Below are 25472 nucleotides of genomic sequence, written 5' to 3' on the forward strand. Positions count from 1 at the left end.
AATTAAGCAAATTGGTATTAATTTAAAGCATCCTTGCCGTAAAGGGGTGAAATTCATTTAACGAAAATACGCATTCTGCTCAAAACCACCGTCATAAGTCACTGGGACGACCCAGATCACGCCCTTCATGGTCGCAGACGCCCTGAGGAAACGTTGCTTTAAGGATATCCAGGTGAGGACGAGCATCAAATGGTAAATACCAGCCTTTGTCGATGGCTGTTTCAATGCTGATCAGAGGACACTTAAACATATCGCCGCCCCAGCCTCCACCGGCCTGAATACGGCTCGTACTGAACATGGGAAAGCGGCTCTGGCATTGGCCCTGAGGCTGGTTATTCCATTGCCCGTCAAATACGTCTGAGCCTGCGGCGTAAATACTGCCGTCCTGATTAAAGCAGGTATCCTGTAAAGCTTCGGGCCTTGCGGTTGCTGCGCTTAACTGTGGGTTATCCCTCATCGTGAGTAACCAGTCATCCATTGCCTTAAAGGCCGCTGCCGTGGGATTGTGATCTTTGTGGGCAACCCAGATGACATGATTGTCACTGTGCCCTTGATGCTGAGCAATCCGCACCCGACTGTAAAAAGAAGCCGACATGTGATGCATGTCCAGCTCATTTTCCAGGTAATGACGCGCATCAATAATGGGCAGGTCGACTTTGCCAATGAAGACCTGACCGGCGCGATAAGCCTGCTCCATTGCCTGTATGGAGCCCTGATGCCTCGGGGCCGGGCCCTCTGACGCTTTCGTGATATTATGATTGCCCCACAATGTAAGCCAGATAGGAATACGGGTACCAAGTGGCAAGGCTATTTCTTCCTGGCGCATCTCAGATTGAGGTTTCCAGCCACCAATGTGATGGTTAATGTGGATAAATTCGGAGAAGGTGATATGGCCTTCGCGCAGTGCATTTAGCCCGTACTGCACGCCGATATTGTCCCAGGTACTTCTGCCAAGGCCTTGCTCATCGGTGCCAAAAATATGTTTCAGATCCTGCCAGTAACTCCAGTGGGTCTGTGCAATCACGTCATCAGAAAAAAAGGGCCGTAAAAAGCCTTGTCTGGGATTGTTGATAAATGCAGACAACCCAAAGTAACCATTAATACATTCGCTGTTGCCATCCGGAAATGAAGGGACAAACCCTGCCATGAGTTGATTTAGGGGTTGTAAAAAACCGGCCTTTTGTGGAAATTCGTTAATCGCATTCAGGCCTTCTATTTGTCTCCTGCGCTCCCAGTCCCGCCAGGCTTTGGGGTTATTTGAGCGAAAAGTAAAGTAGTTATTAAGCAAGTCACAATCTAATGCATAGGTTGTTTGTGTGATCATATCCGGGTAGCTGTATAGGGGGATCAATCCATCTAATATTCCCGTGCTATTTTGACCAATCAGATATTGCGCCAGACCTCCCCCTGAGCCGCCAATGCCCACAGTATAAAGGGGCTCGCCGTAGAGGCTGACAAACTGTTGCTTAACGCGCCTTGCGGTGTCTTCTGCCAGCAGCATATTGTAGGTATAGCTGGTTTTGTTACCACTGGAGCTGATCACCGCATAACCATCCAGTAATTGCTGTGCCTGACGAGTCATTACCCTTGAGGCCTTTTGGCGACCTTGCCGGTAACCAATACCCGATCCGCCATTAAACTGATATATGAGCTTCTTATTCCACTGGGATTGAGCAAGACGCTCTCCAACCTCTTGATTAGAAATGGGCATGACCAGGGTGTAAATAAAGCGATTGATGGTGCCTTGCTCCACCCTGAATAAAGGCGACGAATTGTGTTTTCTGGCGGCTGCTTCATCAAGCCGGATGGCTGAAAATTCGCCGTTTTGTTCAATCAGCGTGAAATAAAACAATTGAGAGGGCAGTGAACAATCTTTGCTGTAGCCGATCACTTGATCGCCCTGATATACAGGAATGCCAAGGCCCTGCTGATTATCCACCAAAGGTTGACCAAGTTCCGACTCCTGAGTCATACAAAAAAAAGGATACTGATTAGGGCCTGAGTAGAGGTTAGTCGCGGGTCCAGTTTCCCCCAGTGCAATAGGAAACGCAAAGGTCTCGGGTGGTCTGGTTACTGCCGATATGTGTGGTTTAAAGCTCAGTAGTGGGTTAGCGTCAGGCTTTGCAATCGCGTTTATCTGTCGTGAGCTTGCCTCATCCTGGTGAGGGTAATACTGAAAGACTGCAACTATGATTGCTCCAAGGAGCAAGATGACAAGAACAACAATGCCTGCTTTTTTGCCCATAACGACCTCTGCTGTGATAACCGCCGCTCATACTAATAAGTGTAGGGCGAAAGTGCCAGGTGCATTGTTGTTTATTTGTTATTTCAGTGGGCAGTGTTGTAACTTCCCTGAACTTTGTCGATGGCTTTGAGTATGGCCAGCTTGGTAGAAGGCTTAGTGATATAGCCCATCAGGCCCAGGCTGGCCCATTTACGGATCAATTCTTTGTTGCGATTGGTCGACAGCGCAATGATAGGAAGTGTTTTACAGTGTTTGAAGGTACGTATGTTCTTAGTGGTGTTATAGCCATCCAGCTCGGGCATAAACAGATCCATAAACACCATATCAAACTTTTTCTTCTTCAACAGCTTCACCGCTTCAAGGCCGGTTGTGGCATATTCGGTAATGTGGTCTTCTTCGCGAAGTATTTTGAGCAGCATTTCACGATATATTTCGTTGTCTTCCACCACCAGAATGCGCATTTTTTTGGGTACTTCGGGTTTTGCTGGTTCTGCAGCTGATACAGACTTAGGGGGCGTTGCAGGTTCTTCTTTGGCTGGTTGCATTTGAGCTGCGGATACACTGCGGGGAACACGTTTTTCAGTCAGCAGTGCAGATAGTTCAGCTAAAGAGACCTGTTTGTCCTTAAGCTGGGACTTAAGTAATTCTACGCTGGAAGTCAGTTGATGTTCCAGCTGTGCCATTAACGGGTTAATATGTTGCTCTCTAAGCTGTTCAAGCATTTGCTTTTGCACATCATTATGACCCTGCTGCTTTGCAATTTCATCCCGGGTTTGCGCAAAGTTATCTTCAGTTTTGGTCCGGTACTGGGCAACATCGTCAATTAATACCCGCAATTTGTCGTCGATTTTTCCAAAATGGGCTTCCTGTAGCTGAGCGCTTTTATTGCTGCCCGACACCTGGTTTAGCGCATTGTGTAAAATCATTCTGAAGCGGTAGTTTTCGTACATGGGCTTGTGCACAAAGTAGTCGCTGAAGATATCCTTCATGCAGCACTTAAAAGCGATACCCGATTCTTTGTTTTCGCATAGTAAAATGTTTTTGTGCGGATAATTCAGTAGTCCTTGTTTCGACAGTTCAGTGTAGATCTCTATACTGCCGGCAACATCATTCTTTGCCATAAGAATAATTGGCGGGTTGGTTTCTACGATGAGTTCTGCCGTTTCCTCCCAGTGAAATACGGTGCGGTAGGCGTCAGTGTGTGCCTCAACAATTTCTATTACACCGGTCAGTTCATCGGTTTTGTCACAAATGATAATGACCTGAGGTCGACGCTGTGCGTGATTAGGGCTATTTCCTGTCATCGTATGCGGCTTCCCGGAACATGTTTCATACCTTGCTGCTATAACACTTACACACAGAGCAGGGCTCTAAGCTGTTGCAGGGTGATGGGTTTTACAAAATGTTGGCTTATTCCTACACTGGCATAGCGACTGGCACAGATCTCATCACCCGACATACCTACCAAAGTGCAGGGGCGCTCATGATTTAGTTGCTGCTCTTTGAGCACATCAGCCAGCTGAAGCCCGCATTCGCCATCTTCCAGATGGGCATCGATAAATGCCCAGTCGTACCAGTTAGACTCAAGGTGTGCCAGTAGCTCCTGTTTGTCTCTTGCCAGCGACACGCTTACCCCTAAAGAGGCAAGCTGGCTGCTCAGTAGCTTCAGAAACAGAGCGTTATCATCAATCAGGATAGCACTCTGGCTCATGTTCCCCACTCCGCCAGTGGCTTGTCGAGGTTGTGCTCAAGCCAGTTCAACAAGGCATCGGTGGCCAGGGGTTTGGCGAACAAAAAGCCCTGCGCGACATCAATGCCGCATTTACGTAAGTAGTTAAGTTCACCAGCATGTTCTATGCCTTCGGCAACGGTTTTTAATGACAATTTTTTTGCTAAATCAGAGGTCGCAGAGACAATCGCCTGTTTTTTGCTGTCTGTATCACAGTTCTGGACAAAGCTGCGGTCTATTTTGAGTTCGCTAAAGGGTACCTGATTGAGCTGGGTAAAGCTTGAAAATCCCGTACCAAAGTCGTCGATTGACAGCGGAAACCCTTTTAATCTGAAGCGTAACAACACCTCCAGTGTGCGGGGAAGGTTGTCGAGCAGCTGGCTTTCTGTGATCTCCAGGATGATTTGTTTACGCGGTACGGAGTATTGGTCACACAAAGTGGCCAGCTTGTTTGGCAGTTCAATGTCGTACAGCGCACCAGCGCTAAGGTTCAGGCTGAAACTCAGCGATTTAATCTGCTCATAGTGTGTGTCGTAAAGCGCCAGGGTTTGTGTCAGTAGTTGTAATGAGAGTTCGGCTGATAAACCGGCGCGTTCGAGTTGAGGAATAAAATCGCCGGGAGATACTAACCCATCGAAAGGGTGATACCAGCGCGCCAGTATTTCCATGCCAATCACGCTGAGCGATTGTAGCGATACTTTGGGTTGGTAATGGGCTTTAAATTGCGCTCGGTCCAGTCCAATGCGAATGTCACTGGCGTTATAGCTTTTTTCTGGCACAGTGGGCGAAGTTCTGTGGTGCTGATCCAAACACTCAAGCAGCGCTTTTAGTCGGGGTAAAGACACGGGTTTGTCGATATTCGAGATGATGTTAAGGTTGTGCATTGTACCCAGGTTACTGGCGGTTTCGAGTACGTCTTTGTCTTCGCCGCTGAGCAAAACGATAGGCGTTGTTAACTTGGCATCGGCAAAAATACGCAGTAATTCTATGCCGTCGATTTCGGGCATGTTCAAGTCTAAAAAAATCAGGGATGCAGAGTCACATAGCCCTGAATCTAAGGCACGGCGACCTGCCGTAAAGCCATGATAGTCGACGTCCCGGGCAACTTGTTTTAGTAACAATTCCAGCTGGGTAATTATTAGCTGGTTGTCATCGATTGCGATTACTCTGATCAGATTATTCATCTTGCCTTTTGTGACCCTGCGTTTTTAGCATGTATAGTCCTGAGTACGACTTGCGCGGCCATACTTTTTACTCAAGTATAGTTTCTATTTCTACACATGCGGCATTAAACTTTTCGTCGCAGACCTTTTGCAAGGCCTGTACCTGCGTGACATCTTCTGCCTTAGCCGCTTGTTCCAGCGCGAAAAAGTCGTCAGCAAGTGACTGCGCGCCAATGGCCTTTGCTGATGATTTTAACTGGTGCGCGGTGTTTTTAATGGTGCTGAGCGACACTTCATTGCGGCCATTCATCCCCTCCACCAAAGGGCGGGAGTCGGCCAAAAAGCCTTGTAAAAATTGCTTCTGAATCGCCCTGTCAGTGCCAACATAGTTTTCCAGCACACTTAAATTTACGATACGTGCTGTAGGGGGTTCCGGTTCAGAAGCCGCTGCCTGAGCTGTTGGTGAAGCCACTTCAGGTTGTTCGGCCTGCGGACCAAGTTGCTCTGACGTATGGCCGTTCAGAGTCGCTAATTCAGAGGCTTGTGGCCTGTGTAACCATTGTTCTATTTTGCTGCGCAGAGCATGCAATACTATGGGCTTGCAGATATAGTCATCCATCCCGGCATTAAGACATTTTTCGCGCTCGCCACTGAGTGCATTCGCCGTGGCTGCGATGATGGGCAGGCTGGGTACTTTGCCCTGTGTTTCAAGTTCGCGGTAGGTTCTCGCAAAGGTATACCCATCCATGACCGGCATATGGCAGTCACTGATGATCAAAGAGAACTGATACTTCTGCATTAGTTCCAGCGCAATGGCGCCGTGCTCGGCAATAATGCACTGTAAGCCAAGTAAAGCTAGCTGACGCTTAAACAAATCCTGATTATAAACGTTGTCTTCTATCACCAGAATTAAGGCATTTCTTTGCTGTGCTTGTTCAATCGTTGGTAACTGCTCTTCACTGGCAAGCTGCCTGATATCTGGTTCCGGGCTGATCTGGCCTTCCAGTGTGGCAATTTTCTCAATCACTCTGACCGCATAGTAGGGGTTATTCTCTATTGCATATATATTTGCGCCCTCGATGGCTGGCATTTGGATACTGGTGTGCTCCAATACCAGACACTTGAGTTCACTGTTGGTGGAAATGATGTCCTGCCCATTGGTAACTAGGTGTTGGTATTTTTCACTGGTGATGATCAGATAATCAACGCTCAGCCGGGCAAGCAAATAGGCATTGAGGTCCTCATCACTAATGAGCTGACAATGCATGCCATGAGCGCTGAGGTTTTGTGCCAAATCCTGCTCAAATTTATCATCATCCGAGACAATATAAGCGGTTAACCCAGAAAAATTTATCGCAATTTCCTGGTCGCCCGTTTCGCTGGGCGCAAACGGCAAAGTCACGATAAAGTTACTCCCGACATCTTCCAGGCTGTGGCACGTTATGGAGCCATTCATCAACTCACACAGCCGCATAGTAATAGATAGCCCAAGCCCGGTACCGCCGTATTTTCTCTGAATGCTGTCATCCGCCTGGACAAAGGGCTTAAACAGCCCCTGAGTTTGCTCTTCACTCATGCCTTTGCCATTGTCTTTGACGCTGATCTCCAGATACCCGGCCTCAGCGCCAGGCGATACAAATACTTCCACATTGCCGATTTTACTGGCTGACGTTTTAGTGAACTTGACGGCATTGCCCACCAGGTTAAGTAAAATCTGCCGGATCCGAATGGGGTCGCTCTTGTGCCAGTAGCCTAAAGCCGGGTCAAAATAAAAGTTCAGGTTGATGCGTTTTTCGTGACACTGATGGCTCATCAGTTCGCACAGTTCTTTGGTCAGGTTTTGCCAGCTAAAGGAGGTATGCTCAATGACCATTTTACCTGCTTCGATTTTAGAAAAGTCGAGTATGTCGTTTATGATCCTAAGCAGCATCATGGCTGAATTTTTAGCCACTGAGGTCAGATGGCGCTGCTCATCGCTGAGCCGGGATTGCGACAAAATATCCAGCATGCCGACCACGCCGTTCATCGGGGTTCTGATCTCATGGCTCATAGTGGCAAGAAAGCGGGATTTGGCTTTGTTGGCGGTTTCGGCGGTTTCTTTGGCATCGGCCAGTATGGTGGCGTCGTTTTTGCGCTGAGTAATATCATGCTGATAGAGCAACATGTATTTTTTATCGTTACACATAATGTTGGTCAGGATCACCTCAAACCACATTTTAGCGCCGTCCAGCTGATAGCAAATTTCCATATCCTTGTAATACAGGTCGCGTGTTTTTGCGGCTGTCAGCGCTTCGAGCAGCGGCTTTTTATTCGACAGTGGCAGCAAAGAAATAACGTCAATCAGGTTGTCGTTCACCCGCATCAGGGTGTTAATAAACAGACCACTTTCTTCCAGGTTCAGGCGTTTACTTTTATACCAAAAGCGGTTGATCAGGCGGATATTAGCGTCACCGTCCAGGAGGAGGATAAAGGCCGGAATACTGTCCAGGGTTGCTTCCAGCAGGCTTTCGGTTTCGCGATTACGGTGCAGCAGCTGCTGCACCTCGTGGCGCTGGGTCTCTGCTTCTTTCATGCGATCGAGCGCTTCCTGGCGGGCTGCCTGCAATGACGCCTGGTACTTGCTTTGTCTTTGCTGCTGCGCGATTTGCTCGGAAATATCTCGCACCACGCCAACCACACATAGCGAGTCGGTCGCATCTGTCTGGTGTGATGTCATGATCACTTCCAGTTGCTTTTCAGACCCGTCGTTACAGAAGCTCAGTGCGAGTTTTACTTGTGAATCCAGCGTCTGAGTGCGCAGATGTTTGAGCAAGGTGCGCCTGCTTGCCTGTGTTAATTTACGAAGCACCTCAGTATAAGGCACGTATTTGCCGCTAGCTTGTACATCTAATAGTGTTTTCAGTGTCTTTGATAACAATACGTTACGACTACCTTGTTGCCATTCCCAACTGCCCATGCCGACAATCTGCTCAGAGTTAGACAGTAGCAAACGCTCCTTATCAAGCTGCGTTTCGGAATGTTGTAATTGCTCAATAATGCGGTTTTGAGCCCGGTGGGCCAGTACCAGTGCGGTCAGGCTCAGCGTCAGCAAAAGGGCTAGTTGCACCGAAAACTCCTGCTGCAAGGTATTGATATAACCTTCAATTTGCTCTGGGTCCTGAGTTGCCCTGATAGTAAACCCGAAGGCAAAATTTTCATGTACCAGCTCTAGCCCGTTTTTGGGCAGTGTGGCAGTTTTGTCGGTTGAGTAGTCGTTGCGACCAATCACTATGTCGTTGAACAGCAAGTGTGTGGTGATCCCCTGATAAGCAACGGGCATTTTGAGGATCTTAGTAAGGGTATCGTCCACAGGTTGGATCAATACCAGCAGTATATCTGACAACCCGTTTGCGCTGGCCTGCGGCGCCGTCGAGACACTATAAAGTTTGTTATTGCTGTCAGACATCAATGCCAGAGAAAGTGACTTAGCCCCTTGTCTGGCAATGCTGTCTGTTATGGTTTTTTGTAGTTTTTGTACGGGCAAAGTGGCAGGAAACAGCCCGACCAGGTCATTATCCGAAAGGGTAAACTTACCTATGTACTCGGTCCCTGTAGCATTAGAAAAAACCGGCTGCTTGGTAATGCTCAGTGTGTGCAGACGTTCGGCTAGCGGTTTCAGCCATAAATTATCAATGGCAATCACGGAGTAGGCCAGGTTATTGCTCAATTCATTCGCTGAACGGGTGTACAGGCCGTTGCTTAGCTCACCCTGGCTAATGTCGTGCTCAGACATAATAAACGACACGATCAACCCCAGTAGTAATAATAGCTGGGAGAGTTTGACCGGGGTCTGGTGTCGCTTTGGTTTGCTGGTGCGTCCCAGTGTGCGCCACAGTAAAACACTGGTGATGACCACACATACAAACGCAATCACAGCGAACAGGGCATAGTTTGCTTTAGTCGCGTTGTGTTCACTCAATTCTGTGCTGAGCTGCTGCTGGTGGGCAGCCAGTTGTGTGCTGACAATGTTGATGAGCTGCTCAAGGTACTGTGTTTTTTGTTGCCACCATTGCTGCGCATTGAATGTACTCTGCCCGGTTTGTTCGAGTGCCACCAGTACATCATTTAATATCTGATTCTGTGGCTGGGTTTGCAAAGCGGTTATTTGCGTGGCAATGTCTTCGCCAAATGGCGTGTTGCCCAGCAGTGCCCGGTGGGTGTTGTGTAAAGTCGAGAGCTCAAATATGGCGCTGGCGCGACTGTCCAGTGTGTTGTTGAGCATGGCATAGGTATGTGCCCTGAGCTTGCCGGCCTGCTCAATGGCCAGGGTCAGGCTGTATAAATGTGTGTTAACCGCATCGGCGGCTATTTTGAGCTCAATTGCCAAAAACAAATCCAGCAGCGCATTTATTTTTGCCGTATAAAGTGTCATTGCCTGCTCCCGGGTGAGCAGACGTTGGTCAAACAGGGCTCTGAGGTTCATCAGTTCGGCTGTATTGGGTAACGATGAGAGCAAATTGGGGTTTTGTGCGCTCTGAGCTGCGATGTCCACGAGTGCTGCGTTACTGGCATTGCGATATAGATTGAGTTGGCTGAGTGTTTCGCCGGAGGCACGCTCCGACAGGCCAAATGTATAGCCGCGTTCTTTTTGCAAAGCGAAGATGGCATTGCTTATTTGTTGCATATAGCTGACGTTATGCAGGCTGTCCTGTGTTGCCACTATCTGGTGATGGGAGGCAAAATAGGCGCGTGAATATCGGTCGAGTGAGAGTAAACTGACCAGCACCAGTATTAACCAAACAATAATTTTTAATTGCACATGCACGTGTGCTGTCCTTAATGTAGACGTTCAGGCATTTTTAACTATAGTTTATAAACTAACGGTTAATTGGTCATTTGGATGAAAAATCCACCACTTCCAGATAACGAAGCACTGCGACTGAAAACGCTGCATGACTTAAAGGCGCTTGATACCCTCCCCGATGCCGAGCTGGACAGGCTCACGGAATTTGCCGCCCATGTATTTAATGTACCCATTGCGCTTATTAGTCTGGTCGACAGCGACAGGCAGTGGTTTAAATCCAAAGTGGGACTGGATGCAGAGCAAACACACCGCGATATCTCGTTTTGTGGTCATGCCATTTGTCAGGAAGGGGTCTTTGTTGTGGATAATGCCCTAAAAGATGAGCGGTTTTTTGATAACCCTTTGGTGACAGGGGAGCTGAGTATCCGGTTTTACGCGGGTTGCCCTCTACGGCACCCTAATGGCAGCCAGATAGGCACTTTGTGCCTGATTGACTTTGAGCCCAGAGAGTTTAACGACCACGATGCCTCTATTTTAACTCAGGTTGCTGCGGATGTGGTGGAGCGTTTGGTTAAACTGGCGCGCCAGCAGACATTCAGCTAGTATTGACGCGCTTTAATCTCAGTCACCAAATCGTCTGGCAAGGCAGCCATAGCCGCTTCGAGTTGCCGGGCAAGTGCACCGTTGCTGTGACGGTAGCCAATATACTGTGGCTCGCTGTGGAAGTCCTGTGCCAATATCACCACCGGGAGCCTGAACTGATTGACGATATGCTCTGCCCATAACTTATCTACCAGTATGGCATCGACACGTGCTGTGGAGAGAATATTAAAGAAGGTTTTTGCATGCTCGTCGTTTTCTTCATAATAAGAGCGCCTGACTAATCTGGCATTCAGCGCTTCGAGTTTTCGATATACCGCTTTGGGGTAAGGGTACTCCGTCGCTAACATGATCCGAGGTGTATCCAGGCGTCTGAACTCTGCCATGCTCTTATACCGGGCAGCTGATACCGCCAGGCTAAGCTGCCAGGATGTTGCCGAGTCTGAGAAAATGGCCAGTCCGTCCGTTTTATCTACATGAAGTGAAAAATCCGTATCGCCATATTTAACGTTAGCAACGCAGCGTTTAAAGGGGAGTTCGCTGAACTCCACGGTGCGATTCATTGAGCGGGCAGCAGCTCGGATCAGATCGACTTCCTGGCCACGAGCAATCCCGCCGTGATCGGTATAGCTAAAAGGACGCCAGCGCTCAAAACAGACGGTGATGGGCTCAGAATTTTCACCTTGCTCTGGTTGCGATGCCCAAGCGAATGCGCTCACCGATAATCCTGCAAATGTTGCACAAGATACTAAGATGAAAAGCAAATAAAAACGTGTCATTGGCTCCTCTGCAAAGCGTTAATATGATTGGGGCGAAAACAGCGACGGCTCATTTCGGCGTAAACGCCGCAGTGCCTGGTTCATACTGCGCACCCACTGTGTATTAACCTGCTTGTTACAGGCAAAGCCCAGATAGGAGCGAGACAGGGGCAAAATGACGCGGTAGTGCGCCGGGTCTATGCCAGCCCGTTTGAACTGAAAACGGGCAATAATATCGCCATAGGCGATTAAGTCAATGCGTTTTAGTTTGAGCATTTGTACCAGCTCAAACCCGGAGGCCAGAAAAACAAGGTTGTCTTGTGGTACTTTGGACTGGCGCAACAGCTGGTGGCCGATGTCGTTTTTAACCACGCCAATTTTGTAGTTTTTCAGGTCCCTGAGGTCTGAAACTTCGTAGTCGTTTTCTTTATGGCCCATGATGGCCACCTGGTTATCAAGCGAAGGGCCAATAAACTGAAATAACTGCGCCCGCTCCTGAGTATAGGTAATCGAAAATATACAGGTCTTAGGCGAGGTCATGGCCATACGATAGGCTCTGGGCCAGGGCACCAGCATGATGTTTCTTCTGTCCAGCGTCCAGCCCAGGTCCTGGTAAATGCGCTCTAAAATGCGAATAGATAAGCCCTCTATCTCACCATTTATATGATAGTTAAATGGCGGATAATCCTCGGTCACCCAATCGAGATTGGGTGTATCATAGGTTGCCCCAAAGCTTATCAGTGGATACAGGGCAGCCAAACGTACTAACTGATGCATTGCAACCTACCTTACAATCAGGCCGATCAGGGGTCGGCACTAAGCTGTAAATCGACATAATTTCAGTATAGTACGCTGAGCGTGATTGCACTGCCTGATGCTCTGGTATCGTATCAACCAGTGCGGCTGGTTATCTAAGGAGTCTGATAGAGCGAAAACACGTCACTGGGTGTGCCGATCGCGTCGGCTTCTAGTGGTTTATCTTGGCTGTCTCCGAGCAGCTCATCGATGGCCGCTTCCAGTTTGGCTTTGAGTTCATTAATTTTGTCTTTCAGTTTGTCTTTTTCATGAGTCTCAAGCGATTTATCATCAGTTATTTCTTGTTCTGTCAGGTCGAGCATTTCAATTCGGACTTTGAGCTCTTTATAGGCCAGAAAGTCAATGCCGAGGTTATTGAACAGTAAGGCTTCATTGACTTCGTGGGGTTCTACTTTGACCTCGATTGGCATCTCCATGATTTCGCTCATGGTTTCCTGGTAGAATTGGATCTGCTGCTGCTTTTCTGGTTGGCTCGAATCAACGCGTTTGTAGGCGTTGTCTCTGGCAATCTGATAGTAGTTGCTGGCCTGCTCAGAAATACTTTGATAATCCACCCCAACAGAAACCGCAACCTCGTTGTCTGGTTGTGATCGCCCGGCTGCACCCATGGCATCGTTCAGTTGCTGTGTAAAGTGCGCCTGTTTATCCAGTTGTGCCGCATTGTGTGCAGCATACTGATTAGCAGAAAAGGCGCTTTGAGGGGGAGTTGTGTTAATTTTCATTTGGTAATTCCTTTGCACAGTTGGTAATACCTAAGCAAGGAATGTACCTAAATTTATTCTCAGGACGGGGTTACAAATCTGGTAATAAAAAAGCGAAGTAGGCAGGCCCACTTCGCTTTTGTGTTTTGTTAATCCGTTGGTAACCGGTTATTGGATTACGGACCCTTTGCGTTAGAACTGATAGTTTACCGACAGCTTAACGTTACGCTCGTTGCCTGGTAGGCCGCCAAGGAACAGCGCTTTGCTGTAATAACGCTCATCCGTCAGGTTCTCAATATTGAGCTGGACCTGGTACTTGTCACCCTGATAGCGCGCCGCCGCATCCCAGCGTGTGTAGCTGTCGATGGTTGCTGTTGGCAGGCCGAAAGAGGCCGAATTAACGGTACGCTCATCCACATAGTTCACACCCAGGCTAAGGGTCAGGTTTTCCATAACCGTTGCTGGCAACTGGTAGTTAACCCAGGCGCTGGCCATTTTTTCTGGTACACCTTTCTTCTGCTCTGAGCGCTCCTGAGCACGGATCTCAATTGCGTCCTGCCAGGTGGCATTCAGGTTTAAATCAACTGACTCGGCCAGTGCCAGGTTCAGGTCGACTTCAACACCCTTTGATTCATCTTCATCGTCGTAGAAGTACTGGACAACACTGATGTTGTACTCAGGGTCTTTAGGGTCATCATTATACAGCGGGTTGGCATATCGCAGGTTAGTACGACTGGTCTCAAACCATACAATTGAACCCAGTAAGTCTTCGTCCAGCGCTGTGAAGCGGATCCCCAGATCCAGTGACTCTGACTCAGAATCTGGACGGTTTGGTGAAGCCGTCTCATCGGACAGTGCACCTAAAATACTGTAAGCCGTGCGGCCTTTGGCGACATTAACAAACGCAGATAGCTGCGGATGAACCTGATAGTTAACACCAAAATTATAGGTCATACCTGAGTCATCTGAATCCAGCTCTTTGCTGGCTTCTGGCGCACGGTCGCTGCCTTTGTGCTGATAAGCCTGTTCAATCGCAGAATACGCAAGACCGGCACGTACGGTTAACTGATCTGTCAGATACAAGACTTCCTGGAAGCTGATCCCATAGGCATCCAGCGACTTATCATAGTTGCTGCGCAGTGACGGGTCGTAATCCATGATGTCGCCAGTGCCCCAGTTCGGGTTGCGAATATCCAGAATATACGGGATTGCGTTGTCGCCTTTGGCACTGTCGGCATCGTAAGCTGACCAGCTCTTCAGTGCCATTTCCCGGTTTTCATAGTTTACGCTGACAAGGTGTTCACCCATCACGCCACCCAGGCTCCAGCCCAGTTGCAGATCGGCAAAGTATTGCCAGGTTTGTTCTTCAGCAACCTGTCGGCGGTATTCCTGACGACGGGCGGCAAAGGGATGCAGTTCGCCATCAATAAGCAGCGGTGCGCGAGGGTCCGCATTAATGACGCCGCGACGCTCCCAGTACACATAGTTATATGCACCGGTTTGGCGTGCAAACTCAGAATCATAGCTGCGCCACAAGACTTGCTGTGTCAGGGTTGAATCGTTGTTGATGTGCCAGTCATGACGCAGTTTGATGCGCAGCTCTTCACCTTCGTTTGGTTTAGACAAAGGCGAGATCAGGCTGCCATCGCCCAGGTTGTAAGGCTTAAGGCCATCGGTAGCCTGGATTGAGGCTGCCAGCTGCTCGCGTTGCTGCGCGGTCAGTTGTACACCCAAATAGTTTTTGCCATCGTCATCCATTTTGGCATCGTTTGGCAGATCATTACCGCTCAGATTACCAGGCGTACCACTAGTGCTGTCCCAGTTCATGATCCGCACCGGATCGCCAATAGAGTCGATTTGCAGCGCATCGTCGATATAAGCGGTTGAAAGCAGTAGCTTGTGGCTGGCGTTTACATCAAAGCTCAGGCTGGCATACACTTCGTCTCGGTCTGACTGCAGGTCGCGATAACCGTCGCTGCGTTCATGGTTGGTTACCAGGCGGTAGGCCCACTGGTCGTTCAGACCACCCGTAGCATCAAAGCCAATACCATAGCTGTTCCAGCTGCCCGTTTTGGCACTGATCTCAAATGCGTCTTGTTGCTGAGGTTTTTTCTCAACCAGGTTAACCACACCACCTGCGGCGCCGATACCGTATAAACCGGTTGCCGGGCCTTTTAATACCTCAATGCTCTCAACATTGGTCATCGAGCGGGTAGGGTTAAAGTTGTTGCCTAAGTCAGCACCGCCATACATGCCATCGTAGGTGTAGTTGACGCCCAGGCCGCGTACAGTCAGGTTGTCACCAATGCCATAGTTGTTACCAGCTTGTCCCAGACCACTGACGTTACGCAGGGCTTCCTGAAGCGTTGTGGCGTTTTGTGCTTTGAGTAACTCTTTATCAACCACCACAATGGCAGCTGGCGTTTGCATTAAGGCCATGTTGGATTTAGTGGCTGTGCCTGATTCCAGGATCAACTTATTGTGTTTATTGTAAACACTGATCCGTTCGATGTTTTCGTCAGTGTTCTGAGCAAAAGCCGCAGGGCTGCTCACAGCGGCACCCAGCAGGGCGATTTTAACGGCATTAGCCAACATATTTGGTGAATTCTTCGAGCGAGAGAATTGCATTTTACACTCCATACAACTAAGGAACCCGGCTTCGGGACTGCAGAGGGAGGGCATACTAACAGTGATTTTAAATGATAACAACTCTCATTTGCGTTTAATAAATGTTGCTTGTGTGGCGAATTATTTGATCTGGTTTACCTGCTGAGAATGAATTATTGATAATTTATTAAATAAAAACAATCGAGTAAAAAAAGCACGCAGATCCGATGATTGTTTACACTCACCTGCAACCTGCTCAGAGCACGTCCTCGGAAGCTGGCTAAGGACTGGTCTTGTCTGCCTCGTCTGCATATTTTGCCTTTACCAGGGCGATATAGTGTTGCAGGTTTTTTTCTTTAGTGAGCTCAAAAGGGTGTGCCAGCAAAGAAATATCGCAGACTCTGTCCAGGCGGAATTCACGATAGTCATTGCGCAAAAGGCAATGGCCTATAATGGTCCATTTACCGCCCCAGTACACCAATCCCAGTGGCTCTATGTCACGCTCACTATAGGCCTCTTTGGCATCTTTGTAATGCAATCGAACCTGGCGTTTTTGTACCACGGCTTCACGTAATGTGCTGCTGAATCTTTGATGATCTTCGGTGTGGCCGAAGCTGGCGGCCACATAGGGAAAGTCGTCCAGTTGTTGTTTTAGGTGCTCGGGCAGCGCTGCCTCAATTTTTGCCATGGCACTGCTGGCATGCTCCGATAATACCGGATCGGTCCAGGCGCTGGCCATGCGTGTGCCCAGAAGTAAAGATTGCAGCTCCGCCACGGTAAACATCATAGGTGGCAGGTCACATTGCGCTATCAGGTATCCAATACCGGCTTCGCCCTCGATAGGAACGCCTGAACTTTGTAGATGCTGAATATCGCGGTAGATGGTTCGCTCAGATACGTTTAGCCGCTCGGCAAGCTGTTTAGCCGTAATGGCCAGACGCCGCCCTTTAAGCAGGTTAACCAGCTGAAATAAACGCTCAGATTTGTGCACGACTGTCTCCAAAAAAACGCCGGGACAGGGCCCCGGCATTCATACGCCCGGTCAGGTTACTCACTGCAAGGCGTTTGTGCAACTACCTCAGTTAAGGTCAGTGACAGGCTGTCCTTGTCAATCAGTTCCGCAAACTGCTGACAGACTTGCTCATGCGCAAAAGCCGCTTGCACGCGTTTGGCATCTTCCAGCGTATTCCAGTACACAAGGTCGGTGTACACACCGCTGTCTGCATGTTTTGAAACCGAACGATACAGCAATCCTGGTTGCGCTTTGATATATGCCATAAAGTGTTCATTTTGCTCTAAAAAGTCAGCTTCAGTGACACCGTTAGCCAGTTTGAAAGTGGCGATTTCTACACAGTTGGTACTCATGGTTTTGTCTCCTTGTTTAAGTTGGTGACAGTAAAACATGCGGTGGTGTCAGGGAGTGTCAGTAGGGTTATCAACAACAGATGTCACTATTAAAGGGGGTTGGCAGGCTCTTCAAAATATCAATGGCAACTACTAATTCAAAGCAAAGTTATGTTCACGTAAGTACTACTGGTCTTTAAGCACTATGAAGCTTGTATAATTGCACTGAAACCAGTCGTTTACTTCTGTTGTACTCCATGGGAACATGAATGTTGGTATTATCTTCCATTGTGCCAGTTGGTATTTGAGCATTTTGGGGGAGTTAGTTGTTAAGGGTAAGGATTAAATTAAACACCGAAAAGGAGGCAGTGATGCCAAAAACAATACAGGGGATGGTTACATCTTCACTTCCTATAAAAAACATGTTTTATGCCATGGTTTCTTCCGCGTTTCTAGTGGGGTGTGGAGGTGGCTCAGATAATTCGAGTAGTGACAAAGGGGAGTTACAGCAAAGAAACGCTGTTCCAACAGCCAATGCAGGTGAAGAGCAAACAGTTGAAGAGCAAACAGATGTTACTTTGTCAGGTTCAGGCACCGATCCTGATGGCTCTGTAGCACGCTTTAGCTGGGCGCAAACAGCGGGCACGATTGTCACAATAGCAAATGCAGATTCAGCAACCGCCGGTTTTACGGCGCCAGAGGTTTCAGCAGATGAGACACTAACGTTTCAGCTAACCGTGACAGACAATGGCGGTGCGACCACTACGGACAGCGTTGATATTGTCGTTCAAAATGTTAATCAACTGCCGACTGCCAATGCAGGTGAAGACCAGACAGTAGAAGAGCAAACAGACGTCACTTTGGCTGGCTCAGGCACAGATCCAGATGGCACAATAACAAGTTTTAGCTGGGCGCAAACAGCGGGCACCGCTGTCACAATTGCAAATACAGATTCAGCTACAGCTAGTTTCACGGCGCCCAATATTGCTACGCCAGAAGTTGCTGAGTTTGAGTTAACCGTTACAGATAATGACGGTGCTATCTACAGTGATACCGTATCAATAACAATTCAGCCGACCTTCGCTCAGATATCAAGTTTGCCACTGATGTATAGCGACACCCCGGTTCACAATCGGGCCACGACCGTTTCATTGATTACGAGTGAAAATGAAGATGTGGGTGAAGTTGAGTGGCAGGTGGTATCACAACCAAATTCTTCAAATTTAGTGCTCAGCGCGTCCAATGATAAAAAGTCGGTCACATTTACAGCGTCAGAACCTGGTGATTATAAAGTGGTTGTTCGCTCTGCAAGTAATGGTTCAGAAAAAGCCACCTCCTTCTCAGTTAGCCCGGTTTTTTCTTTCGACAACTCAAAAATTGAAGGGAATGACGGCAGTGTTAATCTAGGTGAACTTGTTGGGGTGATAAAGAACCAAGCTTGGGTTCATTCAGCACACCTTACTGAAGCCGAGCTTAGAAACATTGTGCTCAATTACGCGAGTCTTACAGTAATTGGATATGATCCAGTCGAAGGGCTTTTAATTGAATTTGATGAAACTGATTTATCCTCCAAAGAAGTAATTGAAGAGCTCAAACTAGAGAGCGGCGTTAGCTCTGTTGCGCTAAGAGATTATGTAGGGGAAAACGTAGACAAAAATTTCTTTACTCCAAACGATGGAGACAGCTTTAACGACTTGGGCAGTAACTGGCATTTAGAGAATGCGACTTATGGAGCTAAGTTAGTTAACGCATGGGATTACACAAGAGGTTCCTCAGAAATCATTGTCGGTATAACAGACAGTGGATATTACTCAAACCATGAGGACCTGTCTAAAAGGTTCAGCACATTATTGACTTCTGGTAACGACGACCACGGAACAGGTGTGGCAGGTATAATCGGTGCTTCAACGGATAATTCTGTAGGTATTTCCGGTATAAATCATGTTTCCTTGATGAGAGCTGCCAAAAACAATAAGAGTAGCTATGTTTCTCTCCTTCGCGAAGAAAAGGTTAAAGTGGTAAACAACTCATGGGGAGATATGGGACATGATTCTGGCTCGACTATTAAAGGTATTGTCCACACCAGAAAGTATAGAAAAATAGCCGAAAAAAATGAGAATGTATTGCATGTCTGGGCGGCTGGAAACGACGGGGCTAATGCAAAAACGCAAAATGGCGCACTACATTTAAATTCATTTGGTGGTTTATCAAAATTAGACAATGTTATTGTGGTTGCTGCCGTTGGCGTTGATGGCAAATTGGTCCATTACAGTAACTATGGAAATACGATAGATCTTGCTGCGCCTACGGAGCTCAAAAGCAGCAGAAGAGTAACAAGTGATGGCACCTCTGACTATTATGAAGGAAATAGCTATGGCACCGAGGGAAGTGGTGGATTCGACGGCACATCAGCCGCAGCGCCTGTTGTAACAGGGGTCGCTTCTCTTGTTTATTCACTGTACCCTGGATTTACAGGAAAAGAGGTAAAAGATATTCTCATCAACAGTGCAACTGAAGCAGTATCAAAACGATATATTGCATCGGGTGACGAAGGTGAAAATAATTCAAATATCGAAACACTGACACATCCAATCCCTGTTTTAAATGCTGAAAAAGCTTTAGAGAAAGCACAGGAAATCATTGACAGTAAAGTGACTGTTACAGATTCAATCCCTGATCCATTTACCGCTCAGGCGCAAATAGTATTCAGCTCAGTTGATGAAAATCTGGATGTCGTGAGCGTTGAGTGGGAGCTGCAATCGAGCAATGATGGCGGCACAACCTGGCACTATGTCAATGGAATGTCTGTAGATGGGAATACCGTTACTCCTTTCCTTGATACATCTACGCCCTATCAACGTATAGTCGCGATGGTGACTTTGCGAAACCCTGATAGTAACGATGAAACCACAGCCAGCAAAGAGTATGAGTTCAGTTATTCGACAGTGGGCATGTCAGCGCTAGATACAGTCTCGCTGGCGCCGTTACCGGCAGTAGAAGTGGGTATTGAATTATTAACAGGACTGCCTATTACTTCGACGGGCTTGACTAATGATAACGGCAATCTGGTTGCCTATATGAAACCTGGTATATACCGGGCTCGTGGCAGTTTTACAGACTACCAAGATGTTGTAACAACATTTACTATCAATGAACTACAAAGTCAGCAAGTGAACCTTAATATGACGCGAGATTCCATTGGAGCTGTCGGCTCATTGAGCGGTCAAGTCATTGATGTGGACGGTAAGCCGATTGCTCGAGCATCTATCAGGATTTCAGGTGGTGAGCAGACTAACGGTTTCTTTGCGACGGCAACCACAGATGCGAGCGGCCATTATGTTATTTCTAATATTTCAAAAACAGATTCCGATGGAAATGCTATACCAGCATTTATAATGGAGACCTCAGGATTTGGTTATACCACTGTCGTTAAGGAAGATGTCATTGTGCTTTCCGGGAAGGGGAGAGTAGAGAACTTTACTTTAGCACCAGTCGATCTATCAGATAATACAGTGTTTTTTGATGACTTTGAACAGGGTGTCGGGGGGTGGACTGCAACTGGTTTTTGGAATCAGATAAATCTTAATAACAACACAATTGCCAATACGTTTGTGGATGGGGGCTATTCTATATTGGCGCCAGATGAAGCTGGACCAAAGGCATTGTTGCCAGCTGCGTTTAATGGTGACTTTGTATGGTGGTATGGGCAACCTGACACGGGTTCTTTCATTGGGACGCAATTGAATTTAGATCACTTACTGAGTGGAGGTACATCAACCAGCAGTAATAGCGGACAGCTTACCTCTCCAAGTATTAATCTTGTATCGATTACATCACCGTACTTAAGATTCAGAACCTGGTGGGAAATCGAATCTGTGAATCCCAATGAAAATGGTTTTGACATAATGGAAATACAAATTAGTACCGACGGGGGGAGTTCCTTTGAGACGATCAAAAAGTTGAACCCTTTTGTTGATCCCAATGATGCAGACTGGAATCGGGATCCGCGTCCTTTTTCTTCAGGTGGCTATAACCGCAAACCTGTTTGGGCACTTGAGGAAGTTGATCTTTCTGATTATGCCGGAGATGTGATAATCATCAGGTTCGATTTCAAGACCAGAGACCACTTATTCAATGGCTTCAGGGGGTGGATTGTTGATACTTTAGAGGTCGTTGAGCGTTCACCATCTGAATCTATCGCCACCGCTGCTAACAAGCCCCAGTCTGCTTTAGCAGCAAAATATTTACCGGCTAACGTTTTAAAGGGGTATAAAGTGAACGCAAGTGACAGTTTTGGTGAGATTCACAAAAAACCTAAAGCTTACTTAAACGAAGGTACGCCAGCTCGTAAATAAAAATGAGTTCAACTCGGACTGCCATAGGCTATGCTGTTGCGTTCTGTAGCTTGTGGCGTCCTCTTCCTCTTGTCGCACGAGAATTTAAACGTTGGCCCGCTCTTTATGCTCGGTTAGACTATGCGCTTTTTAGTGTGCGGGGGAATTAAGATGGAATTCACAGCCTGGTTAAGTCTGGCGTTTATATGTTGTGTGGGGGCCATGTCTCCCGGACCCAGTTTGGCAGTTGTGTTACGGTACAGCTTGTATCACAGTGCGCAGCATGGGATTGTCGCAAGTTTATCTCATGGTTTGGGCGTGGGCATTTATGCCAGTTTGTCTCTGCTGGGCCTTGCCAGCCTGATTGAACAATTCCCTTTGGTTTATCAGGGTCTGGTGTACGCGGGTGCGGCGTACCTTGCCTATATGGGTTACAAAATCCTCAGCAGCAAGAGCAGTGGTATTGAAGTGGCTAAAGAGCACGATGCGAAAAGCTACCTTGCTGCGGCAAAGGATGGTTTCGCCATTGCTTTTCTCAATCCAAAGCTGGCTATTTTTTTCCTGGCACTGTTCTCGCAGTTTATTGACCCCGAGGCACTGACGCTTAAAACGGCGGTGATCATGTGTATGACCGTACTGGTGATAGATGCGTTGTGGTATTTCTTTGTGTCTGTTGTCACCGCTTCTGCCCGGGAGCGGTTCGATTTAACGGCAAAACAGGCCGTGATTGACAAACTACTTGGCTGCGCTTTTTTGTTACTGGCTGCCCGGGTTGTTTATCAAACCATCTAGGTGTTATTGCCAGCCGTGCAGGCGAACATAATTGCTGACCACATAGACCTTCAGGGTCGGGCTGGCGACGGTGTAATGATCAAACTTCAGCGCCAGGCGGTGTTCGCCCCGGCTGGCCACAGAGGCAATGTCGACATGGATGCAGTGCCCATTGGGTAGCATCAGGCTTGCCCCTCTTAGCGAAAACATGTCCTGATATGCCCGGGCGTAGAGTGGGAAAGTATTGATGCAGGCACCGGTCAGTGACAAAGAATCGACATGAAATGATGCTCGGGGAAAGCTGAGCAACAGGCGGACAGACGGATAAGGGGTAAAGCGCCAGCTGCGTGGCATACCGTGTCCTTCAACGATATGCGGCAAGTCGTCAATTATGGACAACAGCGTCTGGTGATCCGGATGCCACTGATTGTGATTGTTCGACTCCAATGCTGGGCGAACCGGGAAGTCAACGATATTGGCGGCGCGCAAATGGGTATCGAGCAGGCGCTCGCTTTGTGCATAGCTGGCCTCGTGCTGGGCCAGCTCTTCAAGCAAGTCACTGGTAAACGCTTTTAGCTCATTACATAAGTTGGTGTGTGCCTGAAATAAATCTAGCTGAGACGTTTCAACCACCAGGTGAATATAGTCCAGCTCATCCTGTGTCAAGTCCATGATAGTAATCACCGCATAATTCGTAGTTTAAAATTTAAGCAGGTTTTGTACCAATTTTAGCTTATATTTTTGTCTGGTTTTTGACACAGGTGTTGCTCTGCGACCTGAGCAAAGCGAGTAAGCTGTGATTCTACCTCTGCACTCAGGCACTGACCAAAGTTCAGGCGAACATATCTGTGGTAAAGGTCAGTGGTTGAAAAGGCATCGCCACACAGGATATAAATATGCTCGTCCACCAACCGAGCTTGCAGCTGTTTTGTATCCACATTCGGCATCTCAAACCACAGCACCAGCCCCCCTTTTGGACGATTGATCTGGGTGTTTTTAGGGAGCCGTGATGTCAGTATTTGAATGTATTGATTGCACTGTAGTGCAAGCAGGCGGTTCAGCTTTTTAAGGTATCGGGTGTAATGCCCCCGGCCAATGTAGTCCGCCAGGGCCAGCTGAAGTGGCCGGTTACACCCCAAAGAGCGTACACGGACCAGGTCGCTGTAGCGATTATAAAACCGTCCTGGAGCACACCAGCCTAACCTGAGTCCGGGCGCCAGCGTTTTAGAAATACTACTGCACCAGAGGACCCAACCGTCATTGTCAAAGTGTTTAACAGGCAAGGGGGGCGAGCCGTCGTGACTCAGTTCACGGTAGACATCGTCTTCAATAACCGGGATTTGATACTGCCGGGCCATGCGTGCCAGTGCTTGTTTTTGCTGTACGCTCAGGCAGTGTCCTGTCGGATTTTGGAAGTTAGCGCTGAGCAAACAGGCCGCAATTTGTTGACCAGCCATCGCGTTCTCCAGTTGCACCAGGTCGATGCCATCCTGATTACAAGGGAGCTCCATAACTTGCCTGCCCATGACACTGAGTGTATCGAGCAAGCCGGTGTAACATGGCGAGGGTACAGCAATAACTTCACCCTCTTTCGTAGTTAGTTCCAGCGCTGTTTTCACTGCATCCAGGCAGCCCTGAGTAATAATCAAGTCCTGCTCATTTAAGACAAAGCCTTGTGTTTTCATATGATTGACCAATGCCTGTCGCAAAGATATCTCACCGAGCGGATCGCCATAGTTGAACAGCGTGTGATTGCCTTTCATGGTACGTGTTAATGAGGCGCGTAATGTTTGTGCATCTATCAGGGCCGGGTCTAGCTGTGCTGTTGCTAAACCGGATCTGAGCCTTGGGGGAGGCGTTGTAGGCAAAGGCCTGACCTGCGCCGTAAATTGGGCATGCTTGATGTCGCCAGCCGGGTTGTGTTCAAGGTTGACGAAGAAGCCTCGTTTTGGATCTGCCGTGATAATGCCCAGCGACTCAAGGTAACGATAGCAGGCCAGTGCCGTGGTCATACTGACCTGATTGAGCGCGCTAAGCTGGCGCAGAGAAGGCAGGGGCTGGCCACCTTGATACTCGCCTGCTTCGATGGCACGGATGAATTGCCCAGCCAGTGCTTTATATTTTGCTTGCTTAGTCATCTGTTATCTAAAAAGTTCTATTTTTTGTATCTGTTATCTATTTTCTATCACGCTTAAAGTAGGGGCGTAAAGTCAAAAGGAGTCATTATGCAGTCATTAACACCCCGGCAGTTGCCAACTTATGAACACCTGCTCGCAGCACTGGAGCAAGAATGTCAGGCCTTCAGCGCGTCACTCGACACCCGTCGAGTAAGCAATCCGGCGTCTTCTTTACCGCCTCGCACACTGAGCGAACAGTCGGCCGGATTTGAGGCTTTCAGACAAGCCTTTAGTACAGAAATCGCCCCGCAGCTGTCGGCCAGTAATGGTGGTCGCTATTGGGGTTTTGTCACTGGCGGTGCCAATCCTGTTGCTACCTATGCCGACTGGCTCGTGACCTTGTATAACCAAAACGTTTCTAAAGGCGGCGACTCAGTTGCCAGCCAGGTCGAGCGCCAGGCGATTAAGTGGATCACTGAGTTATTTGAGTTACCTGCGGTATTTGAAGGCGTGATGACCACAGGTGCGACAGCCGCTAACGTATTGGGCGCAATGGTGGCCAGGCAGGAAGTCGGACGTAAACAAGGGATTGATGTTGCAAAAGTCGGTTGCAAGGATTTGGACTATGCCGTGTTTGCCGCGACCCCACATGCCAGCATGGTCAAGGCACTTGGGCTGGCTGGTCTGGGTCAGGAAAGCTGGGTGCAGGTCGCCTGTGAGCCAAAAAGTGAAGCCATGGATACCATCGATTTGGCCAATAAACTGGCTGAATGTCGGGGCCCTGGAAAAATCGTTATCGCCAGCGCAGCAACGGTGACCGGCACCGATTATGACGACCTGATCCGGGTGGCACAATTGTGCCGTCAGCATCAGGCCTGGTTACATGTGGATGGCGCATTTGGTATTTTTGAAAGGCTGTTGATGGGTCCGCAAGGCAAAACTCAGGGCATAGAGCTGGCAGACAGTATTACGCTGGATTGTCACAAATGGCTCAATGTGCCTTATGATTGCGGCGTCTTTTTGACCCGTCATCCTCACACGCTGCTTGCAACCTGTAATGTGGATGCACCTTATTTAGCCAACAGCGATGCTGAGCAGCCCTTTATGTCTTTGGGGATTGAAAACTCCCGACGTTTTCGTGCATTACCCGTCTGGGCAACCTTGCTCGCCTATGGCAAACAGGGGATCAGGGCGCAGATCCAGCGTAATGTCGATCAGGCTAACGCCCTGGCAAGCTGGGTAAACGCATCCGATGGCTATGAATTAAATAAGCCATGTGCGCTGAACGTTGTGGTGTTCTCTGCGAGCGATAAAAATAAACTGGATACACAAGCGGTGTTAGCACAGTTAAATGAGGGTGGTCAGGTATTTATGACACCAGGCATGTGGCAGGGGAAAGCGGTGATCCGCTGCGCATTTAGTAACTGGCGCACCGAAATGCAGGATGTTGAATTGGCGATTACAGAACTTGCCAGACTGGCAAGCTAATATGAAATGCGGTCCC

Annotated in this window: 17 protein-coding genes; 4 read left to right on the forward strand and 13 right to left on the reverse strand. The window is 48.3% G+C overall.

Annotation, left to right across the window (positions count from 1 at the left end; all coding sequences use genetic code 11):
• Positions 1 to 91: 91 nt before the first annotated feature.
• The 5 genes from C3B51_RS19250 to C3B51_RS19270 form a co-directional block, all read right to left on the reverse strand.
• Positions 92 to 2245 carry a DUF6351 family protein gene (locus C3B51_RS19250; protein WP_130246084.1) on the reverse strand — a complete coding sequence of 718 codons (2154 nt, stop codon included), beginning with the start codon at positions 2243 to 2245 and terminating at the stop codon, positions 92 to 94.
• An 83-nt stretch (positions 2246 to 2328) separates the two neighbouring features.
• Positions 2329 to 3549 carry a response regulator gene (locus C3B51_RS19255; RefSeq protein WP_125718004.1) on the reverse strand — a complete coding sequence of 407 codons (1221 nt, stop codon included), beginning with the start codon at positions 3547 to 3549 and terminating at the stop codon, positions 2329 to 2331.
• 47 nt (positions 3550 to 3596) lie between these two features.
• Entirely contained in the window at positions 3597 to 3956 is a 360-nt protein-coding gene (locus C3B51_RS19260; protein ID WP_125718002.1) for a response regulator, read from the reverse strand.
• Positions 3953 to 5158, reverse strand: coding sequence for an EAL domain-containing response regulator (locus C3B51_RS19265; protein ID WP_125718000.1), 1206 nt, complete (start codon positions 5156 to 5158; stop codon positions 3953 to 3955). The genes C3B51_RS19260 and C3B51_RS19265 overlap by 4 nt, the downstream gene beginning before the upstream one ends.
• A gap of 67 nt (positions 5159 to 5225) precedes the next feature.
• Complete coding sequence (locus C3B51_RS19270; RefSeq protein WP_130246085.1) at positions 5226 to 9941, reverse strand: ATP-binding protein; 4716 nt, start codon at positions 9939 to 9941, stop codon at positions 5226 to 5228.
• 75 nt (positions 9942 to 10016) lie between these two features.
• Here C3B51_RS19270 and C3B51_RS19275 point away from each other — a divergent pair, with 75 nt between their 5' ends.
• Positions 10017 to 10523 (forward strand): GAF domain-containing protein, encoded by a 507-nt coding sequence (locus C3B51_RS19275; protein WP_125717996.1) that lies wholly within the window; start codon positions 10017 to 10019, stop codon positions 10521 to 10523.
• Here the strand turns inward: C3B51_RS19275 and C3B51_RS19280 are convergent.
• The 6 genes from C3B51_RS19280 to C3B51_RS19305 form a co-directional block, all read right to left on the reverse strand.
• A complete protein-coding gene (locus C3B51_RS19280) occupies positions 10520 to 11239 on the reverse strand; it encodes a substrate-binding periplasmic protein (RefSeq protein WP_165389202.1) in 720 nt (239 codons plus the stop codon). The two genes, C3B51_RS19275 and C3B51_RS19280, sit on opposite strands and share 4 nt — an antisense overlap.
• Before the next feature lie 78 nt (positions 11240 to 11317).
• Entirely contained in the window at positions 11318 to 12055 is a 738-nt protein-coding gene (locus tag C3B51_RS19285) for a substrate-binding periplasmic protein (RefSeq protein WP_130246087.1), read from the reverse strand.
• Positions 12056 to 12189: 134 nt separating this feature from the next.
• Positions 12190 to 12816, reverse strand: coding sequence for a hypothetical protein (locus C3B51_RS19290; protein WP_130246088.1), 627 nt, complete (start codon positions 12814 to 12816; stop codon positions 12190 to 12192).
• Between the two features lie 171 nt (positions 12817 to 12987).
• Positions 12988 to 15423 (reverse strand): TonB-dependent receptor, encoded by a 2436-nt coding sequence (locus tag C3B51_RS19295; RefSeq protein WP_130246089.1) that lies wholly within the window; start codon positions 15421 to 15423, stop codon positions 12988 to 12990.
• Between the two features lie 259 nt (positions 15424 to 15682).
• Positions 15683 to 16393: a helix-turn-helix transcriptional regulator gene (locus C3B51_RS19300; RefSeq protein WP_130246090.1), complete on the reverse strand. Its 711-nt coding sequence runs from the start codon at positions 16391 to 16393 to the stop codon at positions 15683 to 15685.
• Positions 16394 to 16449: 56 nt separating this feature from the next.
• The gene (locus C3B51_RS19305; RefSeq protein ID WP_130246091.1) at positions 16450 to 16767 is read right to left on the reverse strand and encodes an antibiotic biosynthesis monooxygenase family protein; all 318 of its coding nucleotides are present in this window, start codon (positions 16765 to 16767) and stop codon (positions 16450 to 16452) included.
• A gap of 350 nt (positions 16768 to 17117) precedes the next feature.
• On the opposite strand from C3B51_RS19305, the gene C3B51_RS19310 reads away from it, so the two are divergent.
• Together C3B51_RS19310 and C3B51_RS19315 are read left to right on the forward strand one after the other, a co-directional pair.
• A complete protein-coding gene (locus C3B51_RS19310; protein WP_240701932.1) occupies positions 17118 to 21101 on the forward strand; it encodes a PKD domain-containing protein in 3984 nt (1327 codons plus the stop codon).
• A 150-nt stretch (positions 21102 to 21251) separates the two neighbouring features.
• Positions 21252 to 21872, forward strand: coding sequence for a LysE family translocator (locus C3B51_RS19315; protein ID WP_125717980.1), 621 nt, complete (start codon positions 21252 to 21254; stop codon positions 21870 to 21872).
• Positions 21873 to 21875: 3 nt separating this feature from the next.
• On the opposite strand, the gene C3B51_RS19320 is transcribed toward C3B51_RS19315, so the two are convergent.
• Positions 21876 to 22523 (reverse strand): hypothetical protein, encoded by a 648-nt coding sequence (locus tag C3B51_RS19320; RefSeq protein ID WP_130246092.1) that lies wholly within the window; start codon positions 22521 to 22523, stop codon positions 21876 to 21878.
• A gap of 56 nt (positions 22524 to 22579) precedes the next feature.
• Positions 22580 to 23989, reverse strand: a complete 1410-nt coding sequence (locus C3B51_RS19325) for a PLP-dependent aminotransferase family protein (RefSeq protein WP_130246093.1) — start codon at positions 23987 to 23989, stop codon at positions 22580 to 22582.
• An 87-nt stretch (positions 23990 to 24076) separates the two neighbouring features.
• Here C3B51_RS19325 and C3B51_RS19330 point away from each other — a divergent pair, with 87 nt between their 5' ends.
• Positions 24077 to 25456, forward strand: coding sequence for a pyridoxal phosphate-dependent decarboxylase family protein (locus C3B51_RS19330; protein WP_130246094.1), 1380 nt, complete (start codon positions 24077 to 24079; stop codon positions 25454 to 25456).
• Positions 25457 to 25472 lie beyond the last annotated feature (16 nt).

The sequence above is a fragment of the Pseudoalteromonas rubra genome (genome assembly GCF_004212645.1).
GTDB classification, from domain to species: Bacteria; Pseudomonadota; Gammaproteobacteria; order Enterobacterales; family Alteromonadaceae; genus Pseudoalteromonas; species Pseudoalteromonas rubra_G.

Excerpts from the sequence above, each read along its gene's own strand:
- C3B51_RS19260 (WP_125718002.1), bottom strand. The coding sequence starts at position 3,956 with ATGAGCCAGAGTGCTATCCTGATTGATGATAACGCTCTGTTTCTGAAG.
- C3B51_RS19310 (WP_240701932.1), top strand. The coding sequence starts at position 17,118 with ATGCCAAAAACAATACAGGGGATGGTTACATCTTCACTTCCTATAAAA.
- C3B51_RS19265 (WP_125718000.1), bottom strand. The coding sequence starts at position 5,158 with ATGAATAATCTGATCAGAGTAATCGCAATCGATGACAACCAGCTAATA.
- C3B51_RS19295 (WP_130246089.1), bottom strand. The coding sequence starts at position 15,423 with ATGCAATTCTCTCGCTCGAAGAATTCACCAAATATGTTGGCTAATGCC.
- C3B51_RS19320 (WP_130246092.1), bottom strand. The coding sequence starts at position 22,523 with ATGGACTTGACACAGGATGAGCTGGACTATATTCACCTGGTGGTTGAA.
- C3B51_RS19255 (WP_125718004.1), bottom strand. The coding sequence starts at position 3,549 with ATGACAGGAAATAGCCCTAATCACGCACAGCGTCGACCTCAGGTCATT.
- C3B51_RS19330 (WP_130246094.1), top strand. The coding sequence starts at position 24,077 with ATGCAGTCATTAACACCCCGGCAGTTGCCAACTTATGAACACCTGCTC.
- C3B51_RS19250 (WP_130246084.1), bottom strand. The coding sequence starts at position 2,245 with ATGGGCAAAAAAGCAGGCATTGTTGTTCTTGTCATCTTGCTCCTTGGA.
- C3B51_RS19315 (WP_125717980.1), top strand. The coding sequence starts at position 21,252 with ATGGAATTCACAGCCTGGTTAAGTCTGGCGTTTATATGTTGTGTGGGG.
- C3B51_RS19285 (WP_130246087.1), bottom strand. The coding sequence starts at position 12,055 with ATGCATCAGTTAGTACGTTTGGCTGCCCTGTATCCACTGATAAGCTTT.
- C3B51_RS19305 (WP_130246091.1), bottom strand. The coding sequence starts at position 16,767 with ATGAGTACCAACTGTGTAGAAATCGCCACTTTCAAACTGGCTAACGGT.
- C3B51_RS19275 (WP_125717996.1), top strand. The coding sequence starts at position 10,017 with ATGAAAAATCCACCACTTCCAGATAACGAAGCACTGCGACTGAAAACG.
- C3B51_RS19325 (WP_130246093.1), bottom strand. The coding sequence starts at position 23,989 with ATGACTAAGCAAGCAAAATATAAAGCACTGGCTGGGCAATTCATCCGT.
- C3B51_RS19290 (WP_130246088.1), bottom strand. The coding sequence starts at position 12,816 with ATGAAAATTAACACAACTCCCCCTCAAAGCGCCTTTTCTGCTAATCAG.